Annotated in this window: 21 protein-coding genes and 1 pseudogene; 8 read left to right on the top strand and 14 right to left on the bottom strand. The window is 58.9% G+C overall.

The genetic code is table 11. The features are described 5' to 3' along the window. Positions 1 to 516: 516 nt before the first annotated feature. Together VKS22_08180 and VKS22_08185 are read right to left on the bottom strand one after the other, a co-directional pair. Positions 517 to 1,380 carry a hypothetical protein gene (locus VKS22_08180; GenBank protein HLW70588.1) on the bottom strand — a complete coding sequence of 288 codons (864 nt, stop codon included), beginning with the start codon at positions 1,378 to 1,380 and terminating at the stop codon, positions 517 to 519. A 1,001-nt stretch (positions 1,381 to 2,381) separates the two neighbouring features. Continuing rightward, positions 2,382 to 2,899: pseudogene (locus VKS22_08185) on the bottom strand (DDE-type integrase/transposase/recombinase). Positions 2,900 to 2,911: 12 nt separating this feature from the next. On the opposite strand from VKS22_08185, the gene VKS22_08190 reads away from it, so the two are divergent. Continuing rightward, the gene (locus tag VKS22_08190; GenBank protein HLW70589.1) at positions 2,912 to 3,331 is read left to right on the top strand and encodes a helix-turn-helix transcriptional regulator; all 420 of its coding nucleotides are present in this window, start codon (positions 2,912 to 2,914) and stop codon (positions 3,329 to 3,331) included. A gap of 636 nt (positions 3,332 to 3,967) precedes the next feature. Here VKS22_08190 and VKS22_08195 read toward each other — a convergent pair. From VKS22_08195 to xth, 4 genes are all read right to left on the bottom strand, one after another. Next, positions 3,968 to 4,939 carry an alpha/beta hydrolase gene (locus tag VKS22_08195; GenBank protein HLW70590.1) on the bottom strand — a complete coding sequence of 324 codons (972 nt, stop codon included), beginning with the start codon at positions 4,937 to 4,939 and terminating at the stop codon, positions 3,968 to 3,970. A 40-nt stretch (positions 4,940 to 4,979) separates the two neighbouring features. Beyond that, positions 4,980 to 6,611: a DUF1329 domain-containing protein gene (locus tag VKS22_08200; protein ID HLW70591.1), complete on the bottom strand. Its 1,632-nt coding sequence runs from the start codon at positions 6,609 to 6,611 to the stop codon at positions 4,980 to 4,982. Positions 6,612 to 6,716: 105 nt separating this feature from the next. Further along, the gene (locus VKS22_08205) at positions 6,717 to 8,471 is read right to left on the bottom strand and encodes an AAA family ATPase (GenBank protein ID HLW70592.1); all 1,755 of its coding nucleotides are present in this window, start codon (positions 8,469 to 8,471) and stop codon (positions 6,717 to 6,719) included. 333 nt (positions 8,472 to 8,804) lie between these two features. Beyond that, positions 8,805 to 9,593: an exodeoxyribonuclease III gene (gene xth / locus VKS22_08210; protein HLW70593.1), complete on the bottom strand. Its 789-nt coding sequence runs from the start codon at positions 9,591 to 9,593 to the stop codon at positions 8,805 to 8,807. A gap of 75 nt (positions 9,594 to 9,668) precedes the next feature. Between xth and VKS22_08215 the strand changes: the two genes are divergently transcribed. After that, a complete protein-coding gene (locus VKS22_08215; protein ID HLW70594.1) occupies positions 9,669 to 10,976 on the top strand; it encodes a DNA polymerase domain-containing protein in 1,308 nt (435 codons plus the stop codon). Between the two features lie 12 nt (positions 10,977 to 10,988). Here the strand turns inward: VKS22_08215 and VKS22_08220 are convergent, their stop codons facing one another. From VKS22_08220 to VKS22_08230, 3 genes are all read right to left on the bottom strand, one after another. Further along, entirely contained in the window at positions 10,989 to 12,059 is a 1,071-nt protein-coding gene (locus VKS22_08220; GenBank protein ID HLW70595.1) for an ATP-dependent DNA ligase, read from the bottom strand. Between the two features lie 546 nt (positions 12,060 to 12,605). Continuing rightward, complete coding sequence (locus VKS22_08225) at positions 12,606 to 13,598, bottom strand: fatty acid desaturase family protein (GenBank protein HLW70596.1); 993 nt, start codon at positions 13,596 to 13,598, stop codon at positions 12,606 to 12,608. 93 nt (positions 13,599 to 13,691) lie between these two features. Continuing rightward, on the bottom strand, positions 13,692 to 14,390 hold the full coding sequence (locus VKS22_08230) for a hypothetical protein (GenBank protein ID HLW70597.1): 699 nt from the start codon (positions 14,388 to 14,390) through the stop codon (positions 13,692 to 13,694). A 231-nt stretch (positions 14,391 to 14,621) separates the two neighbouring features. On the opposite strand from VKS22_08230, the gene VKS22_08235 reads away from it, so the two are divergent. Together VKS22_08235 and VKS22_08240 are read left to right on the top strand one after the other, a co-directional pair. Then, positions 14,622 to 15,431, top strand: a complete 810-nt coding sequence (locus VKS22_08235; GenBank protein ID HLW70598.1) for a hypothetical protein — start codon at positions 14,622 to 14,624, stop codon at positions 15,429 to 15,431. After that, on the top strand, positions 15,428 to 15,862 hold the full coding sequence (locus tag VKS22_08240) for a helix-turn-helix domain-containing protein (protein ID HLW70599.1): 435 nt from the start codon (positions 15,428 to 15,430) through the stop codon (positions 15,860 to 15,862). The genes VKS22_08235 and VKS22_08240 overlap by 4 nt, the downstream gene beginning before the upstream one ends. Before the next feature lie 156 nt (positions 15,863 to 16,018). Here VKS22_08240 and VKS22_08245 read toward each other — a convergent pair whose 3' ends face one another. Further along, the gene (locus VKS22_08245; GenBank protein HLW70600.1) at positions 16,019 to 16,195 is read right to left on the bottom strand and encodes a helix-turn-helix domain-containing protein; all 177 of its coding nucleotides are present in this window, start codon (positions 16,193 to 16,195) and stop codon (positions 16,019 to 16,021) included. 253 nt (positions 16,196 to 16,448) lie between these two features. Between VKS22_08245 and VKS22_08250 the strand changes: the two genes are divergently transcribed. Beyond that, positions 16,449 to 16,640: a hypothetical protein gene (locus tag VKS22_08250; protein HLW70601.1), complete on the top strand. Its 192-nt coding sequence runs from the start codon at positions 16,449 to 16,451 to the stop codon at positions 16,638 to 16,640. Positions 16,641 to 17,060: 420 nt separating this feature from the next. Here VKS22_08250 and VKS22_08255 read toward each other — a convergent pair whose 3' ends face one another. Then, the gene (locus tag VKS22_08255) at positions 17,061 to 18,386 is read right to left on the bottom strand and encodes a radical SAM protein (protein HLW70602.1); all 1,326 of its coding nucleotides are present in this window, start codon (positions 18,384 to 18,386) and stop codon (positions 17,061 to 17,063) included. Positions 18,387 to 18,425: 39 nt separating this feature from the next. Then, complete coding sequence (locus tag VKS22_08260; GenBank protein ID HLW70603.1) at positions 18,426 to 19,496, bottom strand: CDP-alcohol phosphatidyltransferase family protein; 1,071 nt, start codon at positions 19,494 to 19,496, stop codon at positions 18,426 to 18,428. Positions 19,497 to 19,763: 267 nt separating this feature from the next. On the opposite strand from VKS22_08260, the gene VKS22_08265 reads away from it, so the two are divergent. From VKS22_08265 to VKS22_08275, 3 genes are read left to right on the top strand one after another with little or no spacing between them, the layout of a single operon-like run. Then, complete coding sequence (locus VKS22_08265; GenBank protein ID HLW70604.1) at positions 19,764 to 20,492, top strand: HAD family hydrolase; 729 nt, start codon at positions 19,764 to 19,766, stop codon at positions 20,490 to 20,492. Then, on the top strand, positions 20,477 to 21,205 hold the full coding sequence (locus tag VKS22_08270) for an NTP transferase domain-containing protein (GenBank protein ID HLW70605.1): 729 nt from the start codon (positions 20,477 to 20,479) through the stop codon (positions 21,203 to 21,205). The genes VKS22_08265 and VKS22_08270 overlap by 16 nt, the downstream gene beginning before the upstream one ends. Continuing rightward, the gene (locus tag VKS22_08275) at positions 21,202 to 22,116 is read left to right on the top strand and encodes a hypothetical protein (GenBank protein HLW70606.1); all 915 of its coding nucleotides are present in this window, start codon (positions 21,202 to 21,204) and stop codon (positions 22,114 to 22,116) included. The genes VKS22_08270 and VKS22_08275 overlap by 4 nt, the downstream gene beginning before the upstream one ends. Positions 22,117 to 22,140: 24 nt before the next feature. Here VKS22_08275 and VKS22_08280 read toward each other — a convergent pair whose 3' ends face one another. Both VKS22_08280 and VKS22_08285 read right to left on the bottom strand, forming a co-directional pair. Beyond that, entirely contained in the window at positions 22,141 to 22,425 is a 285-nt protein-coding gene (locus VKS22_08280) for a hypothetical protein (GenBank protein ID HLW70607.1), read from the bottom strand. A 252-nt stretch (positions 22,426 to 22,677) separates the two neighbouring features. Then, positions 22,678 to 24,282: a sigma 54-interacting transcriptional regulator gene (locus VKS22_08285; protein ID HLW70608.1), complete on the bottom strand. Its 1,605-nt coding sequence runs from the start codon at positions 24,280 to 24,282 to the stop codon at positions 22,678 to 22,680. Positions 24,283 to 24,297 lie beyond the last annotated feature (15 nt).

A 24,297-nucleotide genomic window follows, 5' to 3' on the forward strand; every position in this document is an offset into this window, starting at 1 on the left:
CGGCCTCGAATCCAAAACCCGACAGTTTTTCGACCGCCCTCAGGACATGAAGGGCGGCCGGAAAAACTTGGGATGACAAATGAGCCGAAACGGCGGCCGACACTAAGTTACGAATGGGATATCAAAAGGGGTAAGGCCAACGGGTTGATGGCGCATCAAAGTCGCCACCCACCGCTGTACGGGTGTGCGTAGAGCCCCTACCACGATCGCGAGCATCAGACCGATCTGAAGAGCCGGTGCGCTAGAAGTGCTGTGAAAAACGCCAGCGCCGCGGCCAGCCCTTGCCAATCCTGCCAAAGAGTCTCGACACCTCCGAAGACCGTGATGAAGCTGCCCGTCCAAGGATCGTGAGACCGGAGCATGGGCACGGAATTCGCAATTACATAGAGCATCGGCGCGGCTACAGTCAGAGCGAAAGTCCGATTGAGTGAATTTGTTTTGTAACGCGGGCAGGCCACTAGCATCGGGTCGTTGATCGGCTCGTTGTGTGTGCGGCTAATCAAGCTGATCGTCCGTCTAGAGCTCAACTTGAGGTAAGGCAACGGTCAGGCCGAACCTGACGGTGTACCGTGGGGTAATCCCTGCAAATTGCCGATAGGCTGTCCACTCGCCGGAGACCCAGGTATTGAGTTCAGGCCCTGCGAACCTCCACACTTTCCCGAAACCCGAACTGATCGGAATTGTCGTCGAACCGCCGTGCCGCCAGTTGACGGTCCAAGTCGAATCGGCTGATTTCACATACCAGCCATGGCCAAGTGTGTACGAGATCAGTGGTTGGAGCTTCATTTGACTTTGAGGAGTTGCCGCCGGATTCGTATAGGCGAAGGAAATCGGGTTCTGGAAAAGAACCCCCAGCATCAGATGCGGAACGCCCCGATAAACTGCCGCGGCGGCCGGTCCTACCTCCCAAGCGCGCTTGCCCGCCCCAGGCACTTGGCCGGTCGGGAACACGAATGTCGGTCCCACGGCCCACCCGAATCCGGTCCGTTTCGGATCGGGCCAATTCGAAATGAACAGATCCAACAACTCCATGTCGGCGAACCCGGTTTTGCTGTCGCTGCCCTCTGACGTCGCAAAAGTCTGTAACTTGAACGTAGGTCTTATGACCTGCTGGAAAGGAATAAGCGAGAAGTGGTTTGTTGGAATCACCGCCTGCAATTGGACAGTGTTGGTTTGCGCTGACGTCTCGAAACTCCCAGGGGTGTAGAAATCTTGAAATTTAAGTTGCGTCAGAATCGCGGTCGGATCGTCGACTTCACCTGCCAGTTGGTCCTCTTCGCTCTCGGCGCCGGCTGCGTCGGCCGCGTTTCCCCACGCCGGCGCGCTGCAAGCGACCATCAGCAAGACGATCGAGAGGAGCGCCTGTCCCACAATTTTCATGGAACTTTGTTAGACAACGACTGGATCCGTGATCGGCACGGTGTGGTTCTCCGGCGCTCGCTAATCACTCAAAAGATTACCTTTGACGAGTGGAATTACAGGGTTATTGCGAATTGCAGATTCCACTGCTGGCCGAATACATCAGAATGGACAGGCATGTTCTGCCTCTTGGACGGCAAATATCATTGGTAGTATGCCGATCCAAATAACCTTAGGGGTATGTTAAGAGGAAAAGCTCCTGTTGACAACTGCGCGAGGGCGATTGAACTAGAATTTCTACCTGACATTGAGCGCAACGAGCTTAAAAGATAGTTCGTCGAAAAATGTCCCTGCAGAGTTCCCGCAAGCGGTCCGCGACTATTACTAAATGGTGCGTGACCGGCGTCCATGAATTCCCACGCGGCGCCGGCGGTGACATCCCTACTGATCTCGTATTGGTTGCCGGTCCCGTAGCGTAGCTGACGATCAATCGGCAGGACCGCATTACGGTTCGCCTTGGAACCCGGCGAACTGTCATAGGCAAATCTCGCTGACCAGACCCATTTTTCGGCGACGTGGGATTGCTGCCCGATCGCAATCTGACAGGTATCTGAAAAATGCAGATTCGCCCCAACCGTCTTCTGATTGGTCGCCTAGGTTCCAACTGGGAACTCGCCGAAGGCCTGCCAATTCTCAATCCCACGTTTCCCAGCAAGCGCCAGTTGGGCAATACCTCGTAAACCGCGCTAGCCATCACTTGCTGGGGCTCGGTCATCGGGACGTCGATCCTAAGGTCATATGGCGCGCCGCGCTCACGGAATCATCCGGCATTCGAAAAGCTTGTTGGTGGAAGCCGCTACGGTTAGAGATACCTTCCAGCGCTATCTGCGACTCGGCAGCGTTCACTTCCTCAAGTTGGAGCTCGAGCGCGATGGGATAGGCCAACGATTGCTAGCATACCCAGGCCCCGTCGGTTTGCCGCGTCGCGAGAAGTCAATGCGCACGCCATGATGATAAGCTCATAGGTCCATTAATTGCCCGGTAAACTCCGCGTCATTATCCGCGAATAGGCAGCGCGGCGCGCCGTGTTTCTGTACCAGCCGGTTGAGTACTGCTACTAGCTGTTCACCGCGTAAACGATGACCTAACTCGATCGCCAGGGCTTCGCGGCTGTAGACATCGATCACTGTCAAAGCCCGGAAGCTTTGCCCATTACTCAGTTGGTCGTGCACGAAATCCACACTCCAGGCGTCGTTAACCCGTGTGGGGCGGTAGCGCGCCTCGCGATTTACCGCCGCCTTGCGGCGGCGCGGGCGCCAGCGACGCAGCACCAGGCGCTCTTCGGGTACAGACGATAAACCAGGTTACGGCCCACGCTCCAGCCCTCACGCTTAAGCAGAATGTGTACCCGCCGATAGCCATAACGCACCCGGGTCTGCGCGATCTCATGCATCCGTAGGCGGATGGCCGTGTGGGGCTTGCGCCGGCTCGGCTTGCGCTGGGTCGAGCGGACCTGGAGTGTCAGCGCACAGGCTCGGCGCTCGCTGTAGCGGTGACACGCCGTCACGTAGACCACAACGTCTTTCATGAGCGCTGGCCTGAATTCGGCTCGCGCTACGCGCTCGCCAAGGCCAGCGGCATCCCAGTCACCACGTTGCAAAACTACGCGACGGGTTCGCGGCCGGGCATCGACACCCTCACGACCCTGGCGCGCGTCGCCAATGTCGACGCGACCTGGCTGTTAACCGGCCGCGGCCAGATGCGCGGCGACGGCCAACAATCCGGGGCTTTGCTCGCGGATGTTTTGCTGGTGGATCAACACGATCCCAACGCCTCACTAATCCATCCGACGATCCTCAATCAGCTCCCCTTCAGCCGCCATTATCTCGAGCGCACGCTGGGAATCAGCGAACCTACCTGGCAGTCGCTCCTGGCGATTGCCGCACCAGCGGAATTGTTCGACATCACCTAAGGCGATTTGTTGTTGATCGATCGCCGGCAGGCGCAACTCGCGCGCGACGGAGCCTACCTTCTGAGTCTGCCGGGATTTAGCCTCAGAGGCATCTTCAACCGGCCCGACAACCGCGTCAGCGCGATTGAACCACGTTTGAGTCGAGCCGCGGGTTCGATTCCGGCAAATGGCGCACTGTTGGCTGAGGCCTCCGCCGCCTATCAGATCGATCGCCAAGAATTACTCCTCGATGGGCCGCGGAGTTCAAGTGGTTGGGCGCGTCGTCTGGGTTGGCCGCGGCCGCTGAGCTTCAAAATGGCACCGCATCGCGATCCCTGATGTCGAAAAATCTTTTCCCTGTTCTGGACATAAAAATTCCCTCTTCGGCGCTTTACATTTCGCTGTTATGCGTCGTAGGGAATTTACGCGATAATCGCCCAGATACGCCTTCTTTCGATCGATTGCTAAGCCGTCCTTTTAGCCGTTTCCCTGAATTTGCGGGTAAATCAGGGAACTTTAATACAGAGAACAGTTCGAAGCAGACTGCCCCATCCGCCAGCCCGTCGCGAAATCAGATTAGACGCCGAACGGCGCGACCCAGGCGCGTGGGCCCGAGATTCCGCGAGCTTTCGCGGCGCCGGACAGCGTCAGGAGCAGTTATCTTGCGGCATCATGCAGCGCGCGCTTGAGCGCGTTATCGCGGTCGGCCTTGAATTGCTTTGACACCATCGCCGACGGCGCGAAGAGATCGAAGCCATGAAAGGCCCCAGGATAAACGTGGAGCTCAGTGGGCACGCCCGCCTCGATGAGACGCTGGGCGTACTCGATATTCTCGTCCACAAAAAGATCGAGTGCGCCAACTGGAATGTAGGTCGGCGGCAGATTGGTCAAATCGGTAGCCCGCGCCGCCGCCGCATAGGGCGAGACGTCGGCCCCACCCCCGTCGCGGCCCAGGTAGGCTTTCCAGCCCAGGCGGTTGCTCTCGCGATTCCACATGCGCGGGTCGGTAATCGCATAACTGGCCGGGGTAACGTTACGATCATCGATCATCGGGTAGATGAGAAGTTGAAAAGCGACCTGCACTGCGCCACGGTCGCGCGCCAGCAATGCCAATCCCGCGGCCAAGCCGCCGCCGCCGCTTGCGCCCCCAATGGCGATCCGAGATGACTCAACACCAAGCTCGTCGGCATGGGCAAACAGCCACTTTAGGCCGGCATAACAATCCTCGACTGGTGCGGGAAACGGATGTTCCGGCGCTAATCGGTAATCGACCGACACCGCCACGCAGCCGATTCTCTTGACCAGTTGCCTCATAAGTCGGTCGTCTTGCTCGATGTCTCCCATCACGTATCCGCCGCCATGAATCCAGTATAGGGCGGGAAGCTTGCTCGGCTGATCATTTGGCCGATAGACGCGGACTCGCACGGCAGGATCGCCTTGAGAACCGGGTGCGAATTGATCCTGGCTGGTGACACCCTCTACCGCGGCGAAGTTCGCCAGCATCGCGGTCACCATTTTTTTCATCTTCGCCCGGGCGGCTGGAATCTTATTGAGATCCAAAGGTCGATCAGTCGGCAGTTTCTCCACCGCGACGCGCAGCTCAGGGTCTAATTGGTCCATGAAGTTCATAGTCATTTCCTCGGTAGCACTTCACTGATGTCGCGAAAATCTACTTCATAATCTCTGCGAGGCCGGCGATCGTAGAGTAGGTGTTGAGATCTTGATATTCGCCGGGAACGTCGGCGTCGGCCAACATGTCTCGCCGACCTGAGCTCCTGGTTGAGGTGTTAGTGATGTGACCGCTCTTCACATCCCACGCGGTCGATGTGAACGCCCCGGGAACTTCGCCGAGTCCAGTCGCCGGCACAGTACGCTGCGCAATAAAACCCATCTTCCACAATTGCAGATTTGTATCGTAAACATCCTCCCACAGCGCATAATGTAGTTCAGAATCTTCGTAAATTATGCGTTTACCATAGCAATAGCCTGCCTGTTCGGCGGGTATTCGGCGAACGTCGATAACGTCGACGTCCCGTAACTGCCATCTTCCCCAAGACGGCTTGGGCCATCCGAACGTGGTGTAGTAACCGGCGGGGAAATCGCTTGTTACCGAGTCATAGCTGCCGGCCAGCGCCAGAATCCTTCGATGATCCAGAAATCGCGCATCGAAAGAGCCGATCCCGCCATTGAAACCCTGCCGTTTGAAATCATCTTGCGTGTAATCGGTTCCAGCAATAGGACTACATCGAGCCGTTAGTGACACTCTAAGCCAGCGCCGCAGCGCCGGGATAAAAACGGACTGCTCGATTGGACGCTGGTTGTCTTTCGGGTAGAGCGTCAGCTGCGTCGTGTATTTCAACTGCTCGGGCTCTTCGATCGACATCCACTCCGTGTACCAGTACTTCCTTGAGCCCGTCTCATCCATTGCAACATTTGGGTCGGTGTTGTAGGCCATCTGACGATATACATAAGATAATTTTATGCAACTGGAATACGACTCGCGAGTTTGCGTGCAGATCGTTAGCGGGTTGCTAGATGTACCAGCAACCAGATGGGGGATATAGGAAAACCACAAGTCAGCGAGAAGTTTGTCGCCCTTGTCGGGCGGTTGGGGATTCGGAAAGGGCTCGCCACCCTGGTAATTTTGGATGTCGTGATGTCCATCAGGAAGCAGCACGAGCCGTGCCTGCCGACTGTATTCTTCGGTGGCTGCCCGATAATTTCGCGAAGGCTTCAGAGCGGTTGTGCCGCCAATATCCATTTCGAAATCGGCGGGCATCTTCCAGAAGTAGCTACCGCGGAATAGAGCAATCATCCCGGTCGGCATATACCGTTGATATTCGCGCCAGTTCCGAGGGTTGATCCTGGTGCCAATCGGAATATCACCCCCGCCAACCTCCAGCACTGGGGAAAAGTTGTTTGCGGGTTTCGCAGGAAGGGAAGCCGGCACCGAAGGTGACCGGGTCCGATAGTGCAGGCTGTGAGCATGGGCTTGCGTGTGAGGGCGAGTTTTCGGCAGATTTAGTTCCTGTTGCATTACAAGGTGCCCGGCGGCTCTTACTGCTCTTTCTACTATATCACCACCACCCGCTTGGCGAAGCGAGGAGAGATCGGCCTCGGTAGGCGCGAAGGTGATTCCATGCTCTTCGACGAGATCGGCAACACGACTAGGGTAAACTCCCCCCGCCAGCAACTTCAGTAAATCACTTTCACTCAGGGGTCGGATCGGCGCGGCATTTACTATCGGACACAAGGTGCTTATTCCTATTGCAAGCAACAGAGCGGCCAAGATTCGTTTCATAGGAAACTCTCCGTCCCTGAATTGCGTGGGGTCTCGGGTTTGCAGCGTTCGTGGTCGGGGCTGACCGTCAGAATGCACCTTGAGTGCAGCCTTCGGGTTCATGCTTCAAGGTTTTGTAGGGTCCGGAGGAATGTCCAAGACCAGCTCCTCCGCCGTTTTGGCTCGATAAGCGCGCGCGATCTCATCGCGCAGTTCGTCGCGCCCAGGATCAGTGACTAGACCGGCCTGGAAGATTTTGATCGCGCCGTCATAGTCGCCCCTCGCGAGCAATTTCCGGCCAACGCGTAGGCAGTTCTGGGCATGGGTATGCACAACGCCGGCCGATTTCCGCGCTTCACTCCGGGAAGCCAGTCGGCTGGAGTTCGCGGGCGGATGATTTGACTCCCTTGGACCGGCTGAAGGATTACTTGACTCGTCTTCTAATCTCAGGGTCGAGGTTTCGGCGCCGTAATCGATGAACACGCTCTGCTCAGCCCGCTTCGCCTTGGCTGCCTGCGTGATCGCATCGCGCAAGCCCGGATTGTTGGGATCGGCGGCAAGAGCGGTGTGAAAAATCTTGAGAGCGTCGCCATAGTCGCCTTTGCGCATCAATCTTACGCCGTCACGCAGTGAGTTCCGGCTGAGTACTGGCATAGGCATCGTTTGCGGCTCGCGTAGCGCGGGTATCGCATGCCGGGTGGAGGCATCTGGTGTAAGCGATGCGCCGTTCCCGAGCTCCCGAGCCAGCTGTGATAAAATCGATGAGGCTGACGCGTGTGTGTCAGAGTTCGACACGAAGCGAGAGTGTGATAACGCCGACATGCGCGGCGCCATACCCTTATGGAGAGCCGTGACGGCGAGAAAAAGTATCGCCGTGGCCGGACCGGCACTCGCCAGAGTTAGCACGCGCCGATTAGTGAGCACGTTGCGCAACGCCCGACCTGTCTGGCGCAGGTCGGCGGAATTGCCTGACGATCTTGGTGTAAGTAAATTCTTTGCCGGAACTCGATCTCCCGGAAGACTTGCAGCTACTTCGGATTCATCTCCGAGTTGCGCGATGAGTTCACCGTTGATGGTCGCCTTTCGCTCGCGCCCTACGGTTTCCAATACCCTCTCGCACAAACCATTTATCGCGGCCGGAACGCCCCGGCTGATATCCGCAATCCGCGCACAAGCAGCCGGCGAGAAGACGCTGGTTTCGATCTCTCCAGCCATCTGCAGTCGATGGCCTATATACTCGGTCGCTTCGCTCGGTGTGAGAGCTCCAAATTCATAGGTCCATGTCTCAACGGGTCCGAAGCTTAGCGGAGCAAGCGCAGCGAGGCGGGTCCGGAATGCGGGCTGTCCGGAAAGTACCACTTGTACCAGCTTGCCGGTCCGATTGCTCAGCTCCGCTATCTGCAAGATCAACCCGAGCGCATGTCCGTCAAGCTTGTCCGCATCGTCTATGATTATGACGAATCGTTTCCCGGCACTTCTCTGGCGAAGGGCAAACTCGCCGAGCATATCGAGCATTTCCGCGGGAGCCAGTGTGTCTGACCACAAGACGGCCAATACCGACCGGCGCATATTCGACGAACCCCAGTCGTCACCCTGGAGAAAGATCGATCGCACCGAATCGTAGAGTTCATCGGCGAGGCGGCTGAGAAGCTCAGTCTTGCCCAAGCCGGAGTGGGCGAGGAGAAGTAGCAATGGCCGCCCGCCCCCGATGCCGGATTTGAGCGAATCCTTGATGTGACTTCGACTTGGCGAGAGGTATCGGCAGCGCCGGTCAAAGATTTTCCCTACCGTCGCTTTATACAATTCTAAAGAACGGGCTGAAATGTCAGTGTCACGCAGAGCATCGGATTTCACCGGCCCTTTCGCAGCCTTAGATGCCATCGCAATGCGCACACCTTGCTTGCGGGAATGCAGCCCTAACTCGTGACAGACTCACACCCGCCTAAAATTCTCAGACGGAACTTTTACTCATCTAGATTGGCTGTACCGGGTCTAGTGAACTTACAGCCGCACCTTCCCTTAATTCCTCACTCTCGTCTGTTGTAGCGTATACTCGGCTATATCTTGCCGAGTCAAGAGACGAGTAGGCGAATACCCTATTCAGGAAAGCTCTGCGAGACGAGCCCCCGACGATCATACCTTTTCCGACCCTCTGCTCGTGTCGGACGCGGCCTGAAGTAGTCGAATGTCATAGCGAGGAGACCAGATGGGAGCTCATTGAGATTGTGCTCCGTCCGCGATCACGATCCAGGCGGGCGCGTGGTCGCTCGCTTTTTCCCAGCCGCGGACTTCGCGATCGACGCCTGCGCTAACCATACGTGCGGCCGCAGACGGGCTCAGAAGCAGGTGATCGATGCGTAGTCCCGCATCGCGCACCCAGGCATTTCGGAAGTAATCCCAAAAAGTGTAGATGCGCTGGTCTTGATAGAGCTTACGCACCGCGTCGGTCCAGCCCATTGCGAGAAGATCAGCAAACGCGCTCCGTACCTCTGGCAGAAAGAGCGCGTCATCAAGCCAGCGTTCGGGCTTATAGACATCAATATCAGTCGGGATAACGTTGTAGTCGCCGGCGAGAACGACCGGCTCTGTCGTGGCGAGTAGTTCCTCTGCGTGTTTCGTCAAGCGTTCCAACCACCGCAGTTTATAATCGAACTTCGGGCCAGGCGCTGGATTGCCGTTGGGTAAGTAAAGGCATCCCACGCGCACGCCATCGATCAGCGCCTCAATATAGCGACTGTTGAAGTCCGCTGGATCGCCGGGCAGGCTGCGACGACTCTCAACCGGATCTGCTCCACGCGCAAGGATAGCGACACCATTCCAGCTCTTCTGGCCATGCCAGATCGCGCCATAACCTGCTGCGCGAATCGCGGCTTCCGGAAATTTCTCCTGCGGCGCCTTCAACTCCTGAAGGCACGCAACGTCCGGCTTGGATTCGGCGAGCCAGCGCAGAAGCGCCGATAGGCGCGCACTGATGCCGTTGACGTTGAAGGTCGCTATCTTCATTGGTTTTCGATTTAGTCTGTGACGAAGCGTCTGCGCAAATCCTGTCACATCGTGTTTATGGTGTAGACTTAGCTTGTGCCGAAGCAAGACGCTACGGAGTTGCTCTCGATTAACGGACACGAGGTCGCGGTTACTAACCCGGGCAAGCTGTACTTCTCGAAGCAGACAAAGCTCTCAAAACTAGACCTGGTTCGCTACTATTTGTCGGTCGCGGCGGGCGCGCTCGCCGGAATCCGCGACCGGCCGCTTGTCCTCAAGCGGTACGTTAACGGCGCCGAAGGCGAAGCCTTCTATCAGAAGCGTGCACCAGTGCAACGCCCCTCGTGGCTGCGAACGATAACGCTCGCGTTCCCTTCGGGACGGACTGCGGAAGAGATCGTTGTCGATGACGCGGCGGGGCTTGCATGGATCGTCAATCTTGGTTGCATCGAGCTGCATCCGCATCCTGTGCGCTCCGGCGATCTCGATCATCCGGACGAGTTGAGGGTCGATCTCGATCCTGTTCCGGGCGTCAGTTGGGCGGACGTGCGCACGGTCGCGCTCGAAGTGAAGTCGCTGCTGGATGAAATGGGCCTGTATGGCTGGCCCAAGACCAGCGGGTCGCGCGGGATGCACATCAATGTGCGGATTTATCCGCGGTGGACCTTCGCAGAGGTGCGCCGCGCGGCGCTCGCGCTGTCGCGAGCGGTCGAGCGGCGCGCGCCCAGCCTGGCCACATCGAAATGGTGGAAAGAGGAGCGGCATGGCGTGTTCCTCGACTACAACCAGAACGCGAAGGACCGCACCACCTGCTCGGCCTATTCTGTGCGGCCGCTCCCCGACGCCCGCGTCTCTGCGCCGCTTCACTGGCACGAGGTTCCCGACTGCGAGCCGTCCGACTTTACCGTCCTTACTATTCCGCAACGTTTTCTCGAGATCGGCGATCCGCAGGAAGGTATCGATGGAGCGGCCGGTTCGCTCGAAAAATTGCTCGAGCTTGCCGCACGAGACGAGGCCGCGGGCCTCGGCGACGCACCTTGGCCGCCGCACTTTCGCAAAACCGCGGGCGAACCGCGCCGGATTGCACCTTCGCGCGCCAGCTCCGTCGCCAGCGAACCGCGAACGAAGATGCCCGTGATAGTTGTGGCGAACTCACCAAGTAAGGAGGCCGCGTTTTCGGGTCTGGAAAGATGGAAACGCGAACATGCCGAGGCGGCCAAGCTTCTCGCCGCCGATGACGTGCTGATTGATTCGATGCGCGGCAGATCGTCCACCTGGACGCGGATCCGAATCAACCTGCGCCATGTGCCCGATAAGTTACGGCCGCCGCACGAAACTCCTGATCCTGATGACGACCCAACTCGCGAATGGCGCACGATGCGCGCGTCGAAGAAAGGCCCTTGAGAGCATCCCGGCTCAGATGGATCCGGCAAAAATGGCTTTCAGCTCGTGCGGCGGAACAACTTCAAGCTGCTCGTAGGTGCAATCGCGCGGCTGCTTGTCGGTACGCCACCTCCGGAACTGCGCCATATGACGAAAGCGGGCGCCCTGCATATGCTCGTACGCGACTTCGACTACCAGTTCGGGTCTGAGCGGTTCCCACGATAGATCCTTACCGTGGCTCCAACGGCTCTGGCCTCCCGGCATCCGCGGCGTTGCGTCATTTGCAGTTGGCTCCGCCCACGACTTCCATGGGTGATCGATGAGAGCGTTGCGACGATAGGGCGCCAGAAATTTCACCAGCTCCTGGCGTTTAGTTTGCGTGAAGCTCGCGCACACGCCGACGTGTTGCAGCGCGCCCGAATCGTCAAACAGGCCGAGCAGAAGCGAGCCGATCGCCGTGCCGACCCCTCCCTTGTGCCATCGAAAGCCGGCGACCACGCAATCGCAGTCGCGCCCGTGCTTGACTTTGAACATCACGCGCTTGTCAGGTTGATAGGCGCCGGAAATCGACTTGGCCATCACGCCGTCGAGGCCCGCGCCTTCAAAGCGTCTGAACCAATCCGCTGCGACACTTGGTGCACGCGTCGCCGGAGTCAGATGGATTGGCGGCATCGTGCTTGCCAGCAACGACTCCAGCTTCTCGCGCCGCCGCTCGAATGAAGCGGTCCGCCAATCGCAGTTTCCTTCGCACAATAGGTCGAAAAAGACGATCGAAGCCGGACTCTGTCGCGAAAGCAGTTTAACCCGCGAGGCGGCTGGATGAATCCGAAGCTGCAATTCCTCGAAATCGAGCCCGTCGTTCTTTGCGACAACGATTTCGCCGTCGAGAACGCATCGCGCGGGCAACTGCGCGCCCAGCGGCTCGAGCAACTCGGGAAAGTATCGATTCAGCGATTTCGCCTCGCGGCTCTGCATAAGGATTTCGTCCCGGTCGCGGAAGATCAACACGCGAAACCCGTCCCACTTCGGTTCGAAGATCCAGGTTTCGCCCGCAGGTAATTTATCAATCCGCTGCGCGAGCATCGGTAGGATCGGCGGGTTCACGGGGAGATGCACGCTTTCAACGCTATTACCGGGACGGGAACGAACCAATCCGAAGACGCATGCCGGTTCGCCTTTTGGGGCGGGCGCGATCTGTGGAAATTAGCCATAGAAGATCTTATCCGGTATGCGACCGTCGCCCCGCGATCGCGCAGGCGGTTCGACGCCGCGTCCAGCCTCCGACCAAGGCGACGAAGAGAAGGCCCGATGAGACGACCTCGCAGCAGCCGCCGCCAGACCTTCGCGCACGAGCGTTCATTAGCAAAGCTAATAATTTGCGACGCAGCGTCGGTCGCTTGTCGGCGGTCAAGAATGATCCAGGATGACTCTTGACGCGCCATAGCGTCTCGATGTTCGCCCCGCCCGATGACGCTAAAGCACAGGGTGCCTGTCGCCACGCCATCCGGTCGGCTAGATAGGCGTTTGATCGCGATAATCAGCGACTCTCCGCGCGACCCGAGATAATCGCATTGTGCTCGCCGGCCTATACAGATTGGCGATATGCTGGCGCGGCCCCCGCAATGGGTCCGCGCCATCTTCTCATAAGTCTCACGCCTCGATTAGCTGCGGCGACACCAGCGGCAACTCTGAATGCGGCTGCGGCCGTCCCATGCACTCACGCAGCAAGGCCGCATAACTCCGGGTTATATGCGCGGAACTGGCGAACTCCGCCTTCGACATCAACAAGGCGTGCAATTGCGGCAACCGAAAGAACGGCACGCTCGGAAAGAAGTGATGCTCGATATGGTAGGAGACATTCTTGGGCGCCACCAGCAGCCGTCCAACCAGACCGACCTGCATCGTGCGGCTCTGGCCGAAGGCGCCGGCAGTGTAGTCGATCGCAAAATGCTCGGCGATACTTCGCCAACGCATTATCACGATAAGCCAGGTGAAAAATGGGACCACCCAGTAGAGGATCAAGGCCTCTTCTTCGCGCGTCCAGATAATCGCCGCCAGAGCGGCAACGTAAAAAGCGACGCGCGCGCGCACAAAGGCCTTGCTGGGCTTGTCAGGCGCAGAGAACGACGACGCCAGCCTGATCAGGTTGACGCCGCCCACTCCCGACAGGTCGCGCAAGGCGATGCGTAGGAGACTCGATAGCGGCTGCGGAAAGCGCCACTCCGGATTGTCTTTCTTGCGCCTCCAGTCAGGGTCCTGTTCGCTATTGACAAAGTTGTGATGGTTCATGTGATTGTGGCGGTACGCGCGCATCGTGGTCAGGTGCGGCCACGCCAACAGCAATTCCGACAACCAGTCGTTTAGACGCCGATTGCCGAACAGCCGATAGTGCGTCCCGTCGTGCATGAGGATTAACAGCGCGTGCTGTCGCGCCCCGATGAAGATCACCGTCCCCACGTATAACCACGGATTCCACCAATGCTGGCAGCATGCGATCGCCGCGATGATCAGGATCCACTCAAGCATGATGTGATAGACGCTCATCAGGGGATTGATTTGCGAAAGCGCCAGCAGCTCCTCTTTGCCCAGCTTGACCGGCGTTGCGATCCTGCCGCCGGTTTCCACTTCGTTACTTGTATTCATCTTCGCTGCTCCGGATCTTTGGTTGGCCGATTCATCTCGTTCAGCTTGATCTTTAGTTAGGTTTCTCATTTTTGGATTCCTCGCATCGAGCGGCTATCCAGCCATGGACATCTCGGCGGCAGAGGGGACCGCGGCGGCCGCCCGGCGCTCGACATGACTTGGGCGCCGCGAGGAGCCTCGGAGCAAAGGCCGCATAAAGCTTCGCATCCGTGGCACGTCGTCGGAGAACTCCGCCGCGAAAGCATCGATCACGTTGACTAAAGCCGCGCCCTGCAAAATCACCGGCTGCACCCGCAGATAGCCGCCGCCGGCGGCCTCCACGAATGGATGCTCCACGATCGGTCCGGCGCCAACGAAACCCATCGCGGCGTAAAAGCCTGCGTGCTCGTTTGCCAGATCCCCGGCGGCCAAATATGCGATGACGGCTTTGACGCCGAGCACACGTATGCGCTTCGCCAGGCCGGCCCACACGAACAATCCGGCGCCGCTGGAGAGCGACCAGTGATCACTGCATTCGAATACGGTGCGCGGAATAAAGTCCGAAAGGTCGGGCTCGCGGCAACTTTGTGGAAAGGCTTCGAGATCGTGGGTCGCGATCCCCGCGATCATGCGGTCGGCGGACGCCGCCTCATCTTTGAAGAGACCGTAAAGTTGCGACGCGGCGAGGCGCCGGCGATTCTCCGACTGCATGCGGCTGGTTTCGCGGAAAATGCCGGCCGCCGCCCGGGCTCTTTCGACCTGCTCGATGAAAACGTCGCGTTCTGCCTCATTAACGAGTTGACGGAATTCCATAAACACTCCTCCTTCGAGTGCGAGTTTGCGGAGGCGCGGGCGACCCTTTCCGCTCGCGCTCCAAGTTTTGGCTTGATTTTGGGAATAAAAATGTATAACCGCGGCTGAAGCCGCAGTCCCCCCCTCTGTGAATTTAGCTCTTCATTAGCGTCTTGAACAATTCCTATTGCTAACTAGGTGTCATCTGCGGTATCGTGCTCGTATTCTGCGCAAAACAATGGCCATAGCCGCATGGACCTCGATCTGAGGGCGAAGAAGCCCAACCTGCTGTTTCAACGGCTCGCAGCCGAGTTGACGGATACTTCGCCACTTGCTGCTCAGCCGAAACACGAAGGTCACGCCAAAGCTTTTGCGGAAATTCGCGAGCTCGCGACTTTGAACTACGCGAAGCCCTTGCGGCAGAAATTGAGCCGGGGAGAATTGCAGGAGATACTTCGAGAAGCTAAACGCGGGGCTTGGCCGAATTTGAATAAACAGGCAGTCAAGCTCGTATCACCCAACGAATTTGTCCAGCTGTGGTCTCCGTTAGGGCTGGAGATAAAGTTCGCGAATTTTTCGGCAAAAGAGGACCTCTCCCTGCTTGGTTTCTACACCAACGGCGAGGCTGTGCGCCGCCGTCCGCTGATCTGTGTCAACATCGCGCACCATCCGGCGGTCGTTGGCGCCGCGCTGGTTCACGAAATGGGGCATCACCTGACCGCAAGGATGTTTGCCTCCAATGCAGTCGCTACCAGATCTCTCAGCCTGACTGGTTACAAAGAGCATTTGACCGATCAGGCCGAGTTGGTGGCCGACATTCTCGTGAGCTTCGGTATGTATCCTGAAGGTATCGCGCGGATGCTCTTGGATAACGATGCTGCGCAAGCATCGCCGAAGCATCTATCCGATCCTGTATTTGCCAAGGTACTTGCCTACGTCGCGGATCAGTACGGTCTGCGGCTCGACGCTAAGTTTGCCGCCGGGCAGAAACTCTATGCGCTGGCGGGACTGATCCATTACACTAAATTGCGCGAGGCGTTATTGGGGGAGTTTGACACATGAAATCCAAGGAAACCCTCGGGAATTGTCTGAAGGAGCGGCGCTTGGCCTTAGGTTTCACCCAGCGCGCGCTCGCCCGCCTGCTCGGAGTTGAGGCGAGTCACGTCGCCTTTATCGAAGGGGGACGACGTCGTCCGTCGCTTAAACTAATCGGACGATTGGCCAATACCCTCGGCCTTGACCAGCAGGCACTTTTCGGCCTCGCTCATCCGGAAGCAAAAACTTTGCTGACGCCGACGTCGTACGAAGAACCCAAAAAGACCAGCCCTTCATGGCAGCGCTTCATCAGCGATCGCGCACTGCTCACGCGCTATCGCGTGACGGCTCGCGAGCTCCAGACTCTCCAGCACGTAAACCTGATGGGAAGAGTCTCTTCGCCTCAGCAACTTCTTGCTATCCTGATGTTGATACGGGATACCTCAGAAAAGGAATAGTCTCAGGATTCTCCTCTGCTCGGCGAATCGCCGCGCACACTAATTCAGGATTTCAACGACCAGTCGGCAAGACTGGTCGTTTCTTTATGCGCAAGAAACCTGAACTGTCCGAGACATTATCTCGTGCGGCAGGTAATCGACAGACTATGTTCCTAATCAGACAACTCTTTGCTCGGCCTGATTAATCCATTTATCGACTGACTCGAGATTGAAGCGCCAATCACTGCCGACCTTGAAGGCAGGCAGCTGATTCTTGCGCAGCAACCGATAAATTGTGGAAGGATGCACCCGCAGATAATCTGCCATTTCTTCAAGCGTGATTACCTTATTCATCGACTTAGCCTCTTCTTAATATCACGTACCACAGCACTGCCATTATAATCAAGAACAGTCACATCTAAAACCAGCATAGCAATGTATACCTGAAACGCGCGGAGTTATGTCGGTTTTGTTATTGGACATCAATTTACCCTTTTGGTATTCTTTTATAGGTTATGTTTGCTTACTGAGAGTTAGTTTTGTGCTAACTTTTAGTGCGCACAGGGGGATAACCAAAATGGAATCAAGACATTTTGAAGTTGAGCTGATGAGCGATCCCGCTCAACTCGCGATTTTTTCGGCGCGAATCATCGCTGGCGGCGGCTTGCTGGTTTGCGATCGCTGCTGCGACGCGGAAGAGATCATCGTGGCGATCATGCGTATTCCCGATCTGGAAGGCGCATGGTCCTTATGCGGGCCATGCCTGAGGGAACTGCCACAAGCACCGATTATTGTTTGATTTCATGCTCCGACTTGGCGAGTTGGATCCGCTTCGATCTAGCTACGCGGCGGGATCAACTTTTGTTCCGCTTAACTCGCAGTCATCGCACACCGGGAGCTCTCTGAAACTTCTGTAATGAAACACCACCCGCGCCATTTAGGAGGGCGGCAGGGAACCGCCCTTCAGAGCGGCAACCCACAGGTAGATGCGGCTAGTTTGCGCCGCGTGGGATCGATCGCAATCACAGTCGCAGCGCTTCGCTTGAAATGAGTCCGCGGGGGGAGAAAAACTCGAGCGAATGACCAGCGCTTAACCGGCCAGCAGTGCAATGCCGTACTGCCGTCCTCCTGAGCTCTCCAGCGGCTCGGCAGCGTGAGAAAAAAAGGGACGCCGAAAACGGCGTCCCTTTCGAGCTATATCTGCGAAGAGCACGCGCGTCTAGTAATAGTCGACTGGATCGATCTGACGTTTGGCGCCGTACCAGAAGAGCATGTTCTCAGTCAGACCCTGCCAAGTGAATTTGTTCGGCGGCAGCAACAGCCGCTTGAACATCGATCTGAATGAGTAGAACTCCTTCGTACAGCGCCACACCCCTTCCTCGACCTGCTGCGGCGAGAGATTCTTCGGCACGAACATGCAGCGGAAGTTGTTGGTGTACATGTCCGCGTCCGGGATGATCACGCGGCCCTCGTTTTCGAGCTGCGTGCGCATCGGCGTGCCGACCCGCGGCGTGACCGTGTTGAAGAAGGCTTCGGGCGCGCGCACCTCGTGCAGAAATTTGAGCGTGTCCTCGAAAATCTGCGGATGATCGTCCTCGAGGCCGAAAAGGAAATTCAGCGAATAGTAGATACCGTGATGCTCCAGCCGCTTGAGGAGCTTCTTGTAGTCCTTGGTGTGATTCTGAATCTTGTTCATCGACAACAGGCTGTCCTGGCTGATCGATTCGACGCCGATATTGACGTGAAAGACGCCGGCCTTGGCGGCCAGCTCGAGCAACTCGTCGTCGTGATTCGAGTTGACCGTCCATAAGCAGGAAAACCGGATATTGAGCGGCTCGAGTGCGCGAAACAATTCCTTCGCGAACTTATGCTTGCCGGTAATCTGATCATCGATAAACTGGAAGCGCTTGAAGCCGGTGACGGCGATAACCTGCTTGATCTCCTCGACGATGTCGGCGATTGGCCGCGTCCGATAACTTCCGCTGTAAAACACCGGGATCTCGCAAAACGAACAGCGGTACGGGCATCCGCGGCTGGCCTGCACCGGCACCGCCTTGAACAGGTAGCGGTTGAGCTTGAGCAGCTCGTGCCGTGGCCGCGGCAGGTTCTTCAGATCGTGCAGTTTGTCGGACTTGTAGATCTGTTTGAGCTTGCCGTCACGCCAGTCCTGCAACAGCTCCGGCCAGACCACGTCGGCCTCGCCCTGGACAACCGCGTCGGCATGTTTGAGCGCCTCCTGCGTCTGCAAGGTCGCGTGGAAGCCGCCCATCACGACGGGAGTGCCGCGGCGGCGAAACTCGTCGCTGAGCTGATAGGCGCGCAGCGAGGCGCCGATCGTCGTGGTCATCCCGACGAGGTCCCAGCCGCCATCGAAGTCGAGCTCTTCCAGGCGCTCGTCGCACAACGTGACGTCGTAGTCGTCAGGCGTTAGCCCGGCCATCAGCGGAATCATCAGGCCCATGATCAGACGCCAACGGGTCTTGTGCGGCGTCCCGTCAAGATGGAGCGTGGTCGGTTGCACCAATAGGATTCTAGGTTTTTTCACAACTTTCTCTCGGAGTGCAGATGGAGATAGATCAGTTTTTCAGGACCCTTGCCGTTGCCGACTAGTCAGAATCCAGAGCACGAACGCGAAGGCGTAGCAGCCGACCGCCGCGGTCCATGCAAACCACGCCAGCCGATTGGCGATCGCCAGAATCAGTACGATATATGCAAAGTCGCGCCCCGTCGCCCGCTCGACCTTGCTGATCCATCTGCTGGTGGAAGCGCCCGCGACGCGCAGTGCGCGATCTACGGAAACTGCGCACAGGCTGAAACCGGCCAAGAGAATCAGCAGCAGGTAAAGATATGCGGCGCTGTGGTTGACGCGATAACAACCCGTCATCAGGCCGGCGAAAATCGCCACGTGGACCAGATTGTCGGTGAAGACGTCGAGCTTGCCGCCGAACTTGGTCTCGACCATGCGCAGGCGCGCCAGTTCGCCATCAACGCCATCGATCGTCGTCGATACCACGAACAGCATCGCACCGAGGAGCCTCAGCCAATAGCTGGTCGACGCCAGCATGGCGGCGCAGCCGAACCCCAGCGCGGTATTCGCGAGCGTAACCGCGTTCGGTGAGACACGGCGGCGCGCGAGTGGCAAGCTGAGGCGCCACGACAGTCGCCGATCGAGCCATCGCGCCATCGGTGCGTCGGAGGCGACGCTTTCATCGCGCACGGCGCGCGCCAGTCGCACTTCGGCTTCGTTCCGATCCTCGGGGCGTCCATTCAGCGCGAACGGCAGCACGCCAGTGACCATCCGGTCGGGCCGCGCAGCGCCTGCCGCGTCGCCGTCGAGCAAATTCCTTAGCGGACCCACTATGATCGCACCGCCCTGCTCCGGGTCGGCACTGTTGATAGTCAACGTACCACCCGGCGATGCGGCGTACTGCGCGAGCGCGCGCCTCAGGTTCGACTGCGCCATCACCAGATTACCGGTGAAACGGACACATGGCGTAGAGGGCTCAATATCTTCACTCGCATCGGCAAGAGATTCGACCAGACAAACCGCCGGATTGTCGCGAAAACGTCCCAAAGCCGCCTGAGCTTCCGCACGCCGAGCCGTCGGGGTTTCAATCAGGAAGCGCCGGATACCTGCGCGTTCGCAGAGGATCATCAAGCGCTCCAGCAACGGCCGGCCGAAGATAGAATCTTTTGCTCTCGACGGGGCTTGTATTAGCGCAGTTTCTATCACAGGCAATTACGGAACACGGTTCTAAACGATTCTGACCGATGAGTCAATGTAACAAGCCGACAACTCGCGGTTAACACCCTATGCGTAAGTATAGCCCCGGGTCACTGACTCGATGGGACCAAGGACAGCCGATCGTCGCCCACCCTATATGTTCGGCCCAGAGAGGGGCTGCTAAACTCGTGCGGACGAATGCGCGCTCTCCTCTTCGACTTCGGTGGAACGCTAGATTTTCCGCGCCATTGGCTCGATCGTTTCGTCGGACACTACCACGGCGCCGGGCTGAGTCTCAGCCGCGCCGAGCTTGACCCGGCCTTTGCGGCGGCAACTTTGGCGGGTTATCGCGCAGGGCCGGCGATTTGGAATTACAGTCTGCGCGAACTGGTTGCGTTTATGGTGGATCACCAAATCAGATTCTTGAGTAATCAAAAGATGAAAGGACATCCGTTCTATGGAGAACCGAACCAACTTCCGCTCATTGGGGAAATGAAGCATCTTATCCAGTCGGCTTTTGTCGAGGAGTCCGAGATCGGACTCGCGCGTAGCCGCGGCCTTATCTCAACGCTCGCGCAGGAATTCAGGATCGGCGTGGTGTCGAACTTTTACGGCAATCTGGAGCGGGTGCTCGACGACGCCGGGTTCGGCAGGATTATCACGACAGTTGCGGATTCGGGGCGGTTGGGGGTCTACAAGCCCGACGCAGGAATCTATGCGGCGGCGCTCGCGATGCTCGGAGCCGAGGCGCGCGCGGCCGTGATGGTCGGTGATTCCCTGAGCAAAGACTGCGCGCCCGCCCGCCGCGTCGGGATGCGCACGGTTTGGCTGCGACACGCGGATGCAACCGCCATCGAACCGGTTGAAGCCGATTTCACGATCGATACGCTCGATGAGTTGGAGGATGTGCTATGCCGGATGGGCTGAGTGGCGCGATTATCGCGGCTGGACGCGGCGAACGTCTGCGAGCGGCCAGCGGCGGGCTGCCCAAGCCGTTGGTCGAGTTGGGCGGCAAATCGCTGCTCTTGCGTCAGGTTGAGGGGCTGACGCGGCTCGGCGCCAATCCGATCCACGTAATCGTTAATTCCGAAACGGCAGCTTTGATGGGGGCGCGGCAAATCCGCATGCCCGATCAGGTGCAATTGATTGTAGCCGATACGCCGAACTCGATGGAGTCGCTGCTGATTCTGGGTGAGCGGATCCAATCACCGCGGTTTCTCTTGAGCACGGTCGATGCGATCGTCGCTGAGGATGAACTGGAAACGTTCGCGGCACACGCGCAGCTCGCGATGGAATTACGCTCGCTGGACGGCGCGCTTGGCGTCGTGCGATGGCGCGGCGACCATCGGCCGCTGTTTGTCGAGACTATCGCCGACGGTGCGATCACTCACTTTGGCGGCGAAGCAGCCGCTCGCGTGACGGCCGGAATCTACCTCTTTACGCAGCGAATCTTTACGTATGCTGCCATGGCGCACGCGCGGCGACTCGGCGCGCTGCGCGAGTTTCTGGGGTTCCTGCTTGAGCAGCGGCTGCGGTTTATCGCGATTGAACTGAAGAGTGCAGTGGATATCGACGAGGCGGCAGATCTCGCTTTGGCCCGCTCGATAATCGCGAGCCGGGCGACGGGAGAATCCGGATGAGTCTGCAGGTTCTCGGTATCTATCGGGAAGTTGAGTTTTCGCCCGGCAAGGTCGGGGCGGACCGCGCAATCATGGACGCCGCACTGGATTGTCTGCGTGCGAGAGGAGCGCGAACCGCGGCGCTGGAAGCCCCGGCGTTCGTCTCGTCGTCGGCGGAGCTGCCCGACACGCAACTGGTGCTGGCAATGTGTCAGGGCGGCGAGGCGCTCGCGCGTCTGGCCGCGGTTGAGAAAGCCGGCGCTGTCGTAATCAACTCCGCCTTGGCGATCCGCAACTGTTATCGCGACCTGCTCGGCCTGGGTTTGAGTAACGCCCGAGTGCCGACCCCTGCCGGGGCGGTGGTGCAAACGCACGCGCCATATTTTTCATCGCCCGGCGGCAGCGCCGCTCCGTTGTCGCGGCTTGAGCCGGTTCCGAGGTTGGGGCTCACGGCCTCGCAGCCGTTGGATTTGTCGCGGCCGATGTACGTCAAGCGCGGGGATATGCACGCGCTGGCCGAGGACGACGTCAGTCGGGTAGACGGGGGCGCACAACTCGAGGCGGCGTTGCGGCGGTTCGCGCAACGCGGGATTGCCCAAGCCTATGTTCAGCAGGAGGCCGAGGGCATCGTGATCAAGTTCTATGGCGTGGGCAACGGGCAGGAGTATTTCTCGACGCTTGCGGCTGACGGTCTCCAGTTGCCGGAGGAGGTTCGTCGTGAACTAGTCTCCGCGGCCGGCCGCGGCGCGAAAGCCCTGGGACTCGAAGTCTGGGGCGGGGACGCCGTGATTGGCGCCGGCGGCCTTTCGGTGATCGATTTTAACGACTGGCCGAGCTTTGAGCGCGTGCGCGCCGCCGCCGCCCCCGCTATCGCCCGCCGTGGCCTCGATTGCTGGCGGCGTCACGTGGCGGAGCGCGACGTTGCAGTCTGAAAATCCAGCCGTGAGCTGGGTCTCTCAGTGCACGTAGTTGAACCCGAGATAGCCTAACACCATGTCGGCGTCCACGTTCGAGAGCATCGCGGCGCTGACCACCTGCAGCACCTGATCGGTGACATTGGCGGGAACGGGCTCATCTTCACGAGGATCAAACAGCAACGGATCGTCGGGTTTGGGTTCTCGTCCGAAGCGTTCGCGAAACGCCTCGTAGCGAATACGCGCAATCTCAAGCAACGCCGAAGCAATTCGTGTATCCCGCTCGAGCGGCTCGAGCGATTCGGACGTGTCGTGGGTATCGTGCATTGTGAATAGCCCCCTTGGCGCCCTTCCAAATTTGGAAGCGGCACACGAGGTTATTCAGCAACGCCTGTGCCATCCGCTTTGCGATACCAGTGGGAACCAACGGCTGCTTTGCGATATGCGCGCGGTGCGCAACGACCCATCCATACATTTTCGATACGTTGCGCTTTCGAGCGACCGTATCGATCTCGCCAGCGGTTTCTTGTGCAAGCTCGCGTAATCACCGGCCGGATCGGAACCGATTGCAGGCCCGCGCTAACGCAAGCCGTACTCCTTGACTTTGCGCTGCAGCTGCACCCGCGAAACCCCCATCTTCTTGGCCGCCCGCGAGAGGTTGCCCGCACACTGCTGGAGAATTTCGCCGATGTAGCGGGCTTCGAAGGCGGCACGCGCTTCGCGGAGCGAGCGGTCGCCATTTATCTCAGCGGCGACGCTAAGATCGTCGGACAGATTTATCTGCGATTCTGACACGCTGGCGGCGGCCCGCGTTGATGCAGCGGGCGGCGTTGAACCCGATTGCAGGACAGCCGAGAGGCGGTCTGAGCCGATGATCTCGCCGTCGCGGGCGAGCGCGGCGGCTCGTTCAACTTCATTTTGCAGCTCGCGGACATTGCCCGGCCACGAGAAGGCGCTGAGCAGTCGCGTCGCCGCGTCATCGAAGCCGATGAGTTGCTTATGATGGCGCGGGGCTGCGCGGGTTAGGAAACGATTCGCCAGAATGGGAATATCTTCGCGCCGTTCGCGCAGGGGGGGTACGCGGATGGGAAAGACCGCTATTCGGTAAAAGAGGTCTTCACGGAAGGTTCCGCGTTGAATTTGCGCGCGCAGATCGCGATTGGTAGCCGATAAGACGCGGACGTCGACCTTGACCGGGAAGCTCTCGCCGACCGGCACGATCTCCTCCTCTTCGAGCACGCGCAGCAGCTTGGCTTGCATCGCGAGCGGCATGTCGCCGATCTCGTCGAGAAAGACCGCGCCGCCGGTCGCAGCGCGGAAGAGTCCCGGGCTATCGCGCAGTGCGCCGGTAAAGGCGCCGCGGCGATGGCCGAAGAGTTCGCTCTCAAGCAGATTCTCGGGCATCGCCGCGCAGTTCACCGCGAGGAACGGCGCCTCGGCGCGAGGGCCCGCGCGATGGATGCCGCGCGCTACCAGCTCCTTGCCGGTGCCGGTCTCGCCCTCGATCAACACCGTTATCGACGACGCCGCTGCGGTCTCCATCAGCGCAAACACTTCGGCCATCGCCGGGCTGGTGCCGATCATCTCGCTGAAGCGATCCTGGCGGGCGAGGTCGCGGCGCAGCGCCCCGACCTGGGTCCGCAGGGTCGCTTCGGCGGTGCGCATCTGTGCGTAGAAGCGCGCGTTCTCGACCGCGATCGTGATACTGCCAGCCAGCGCCTCGAGGAAGTGAACATCCTCGCTGGAGAAGGGTTCGAGGCCGCGCCGGTTGACCACTTCGATCACGCCGAGCGGACCCTGCGGTGAGATCAGCGGCGTGGCGATCAGGTTGCGCGTAACCAGTCCGGTGGTCTTATCCGCGCCCTGATAAAAACGCGCGTCGCTCTGGGCATTGTCCACGCGCACCGAGCGCCCGGTTTTCAGCGCCTCGCCGGCGAAACCCTGATCGGCGGAGAAGCGCACGCCGCCCAGACGCGTAATGGCCTCGGCCTCGGCGCCGGAGACGTAGGGAAAATAAAATTCGTTGCGTTCGCGATCGAGCAGGAGCAGCGACGAGCCGTCGGCGTTCATCGCATCGCGGCACTTCTTGATGATGAAGGGCAGCAGCTCATCGAGTTCGAGGCGCGCGGCGAAACCGCACCCTAGGTCGTAGAGCAGCTTGAAACGCGCGCTTTCGCTTTCCACGTTCGGCGTCCGGTC

The sequence above is a fragment of the Candidatus Binataceae bacterium genome (assembly GCA_035308025.1).
GTDB lineage: Bacteria > Desulfobacterota > Binatia > Binatales > Binataceae > JAJPHI01.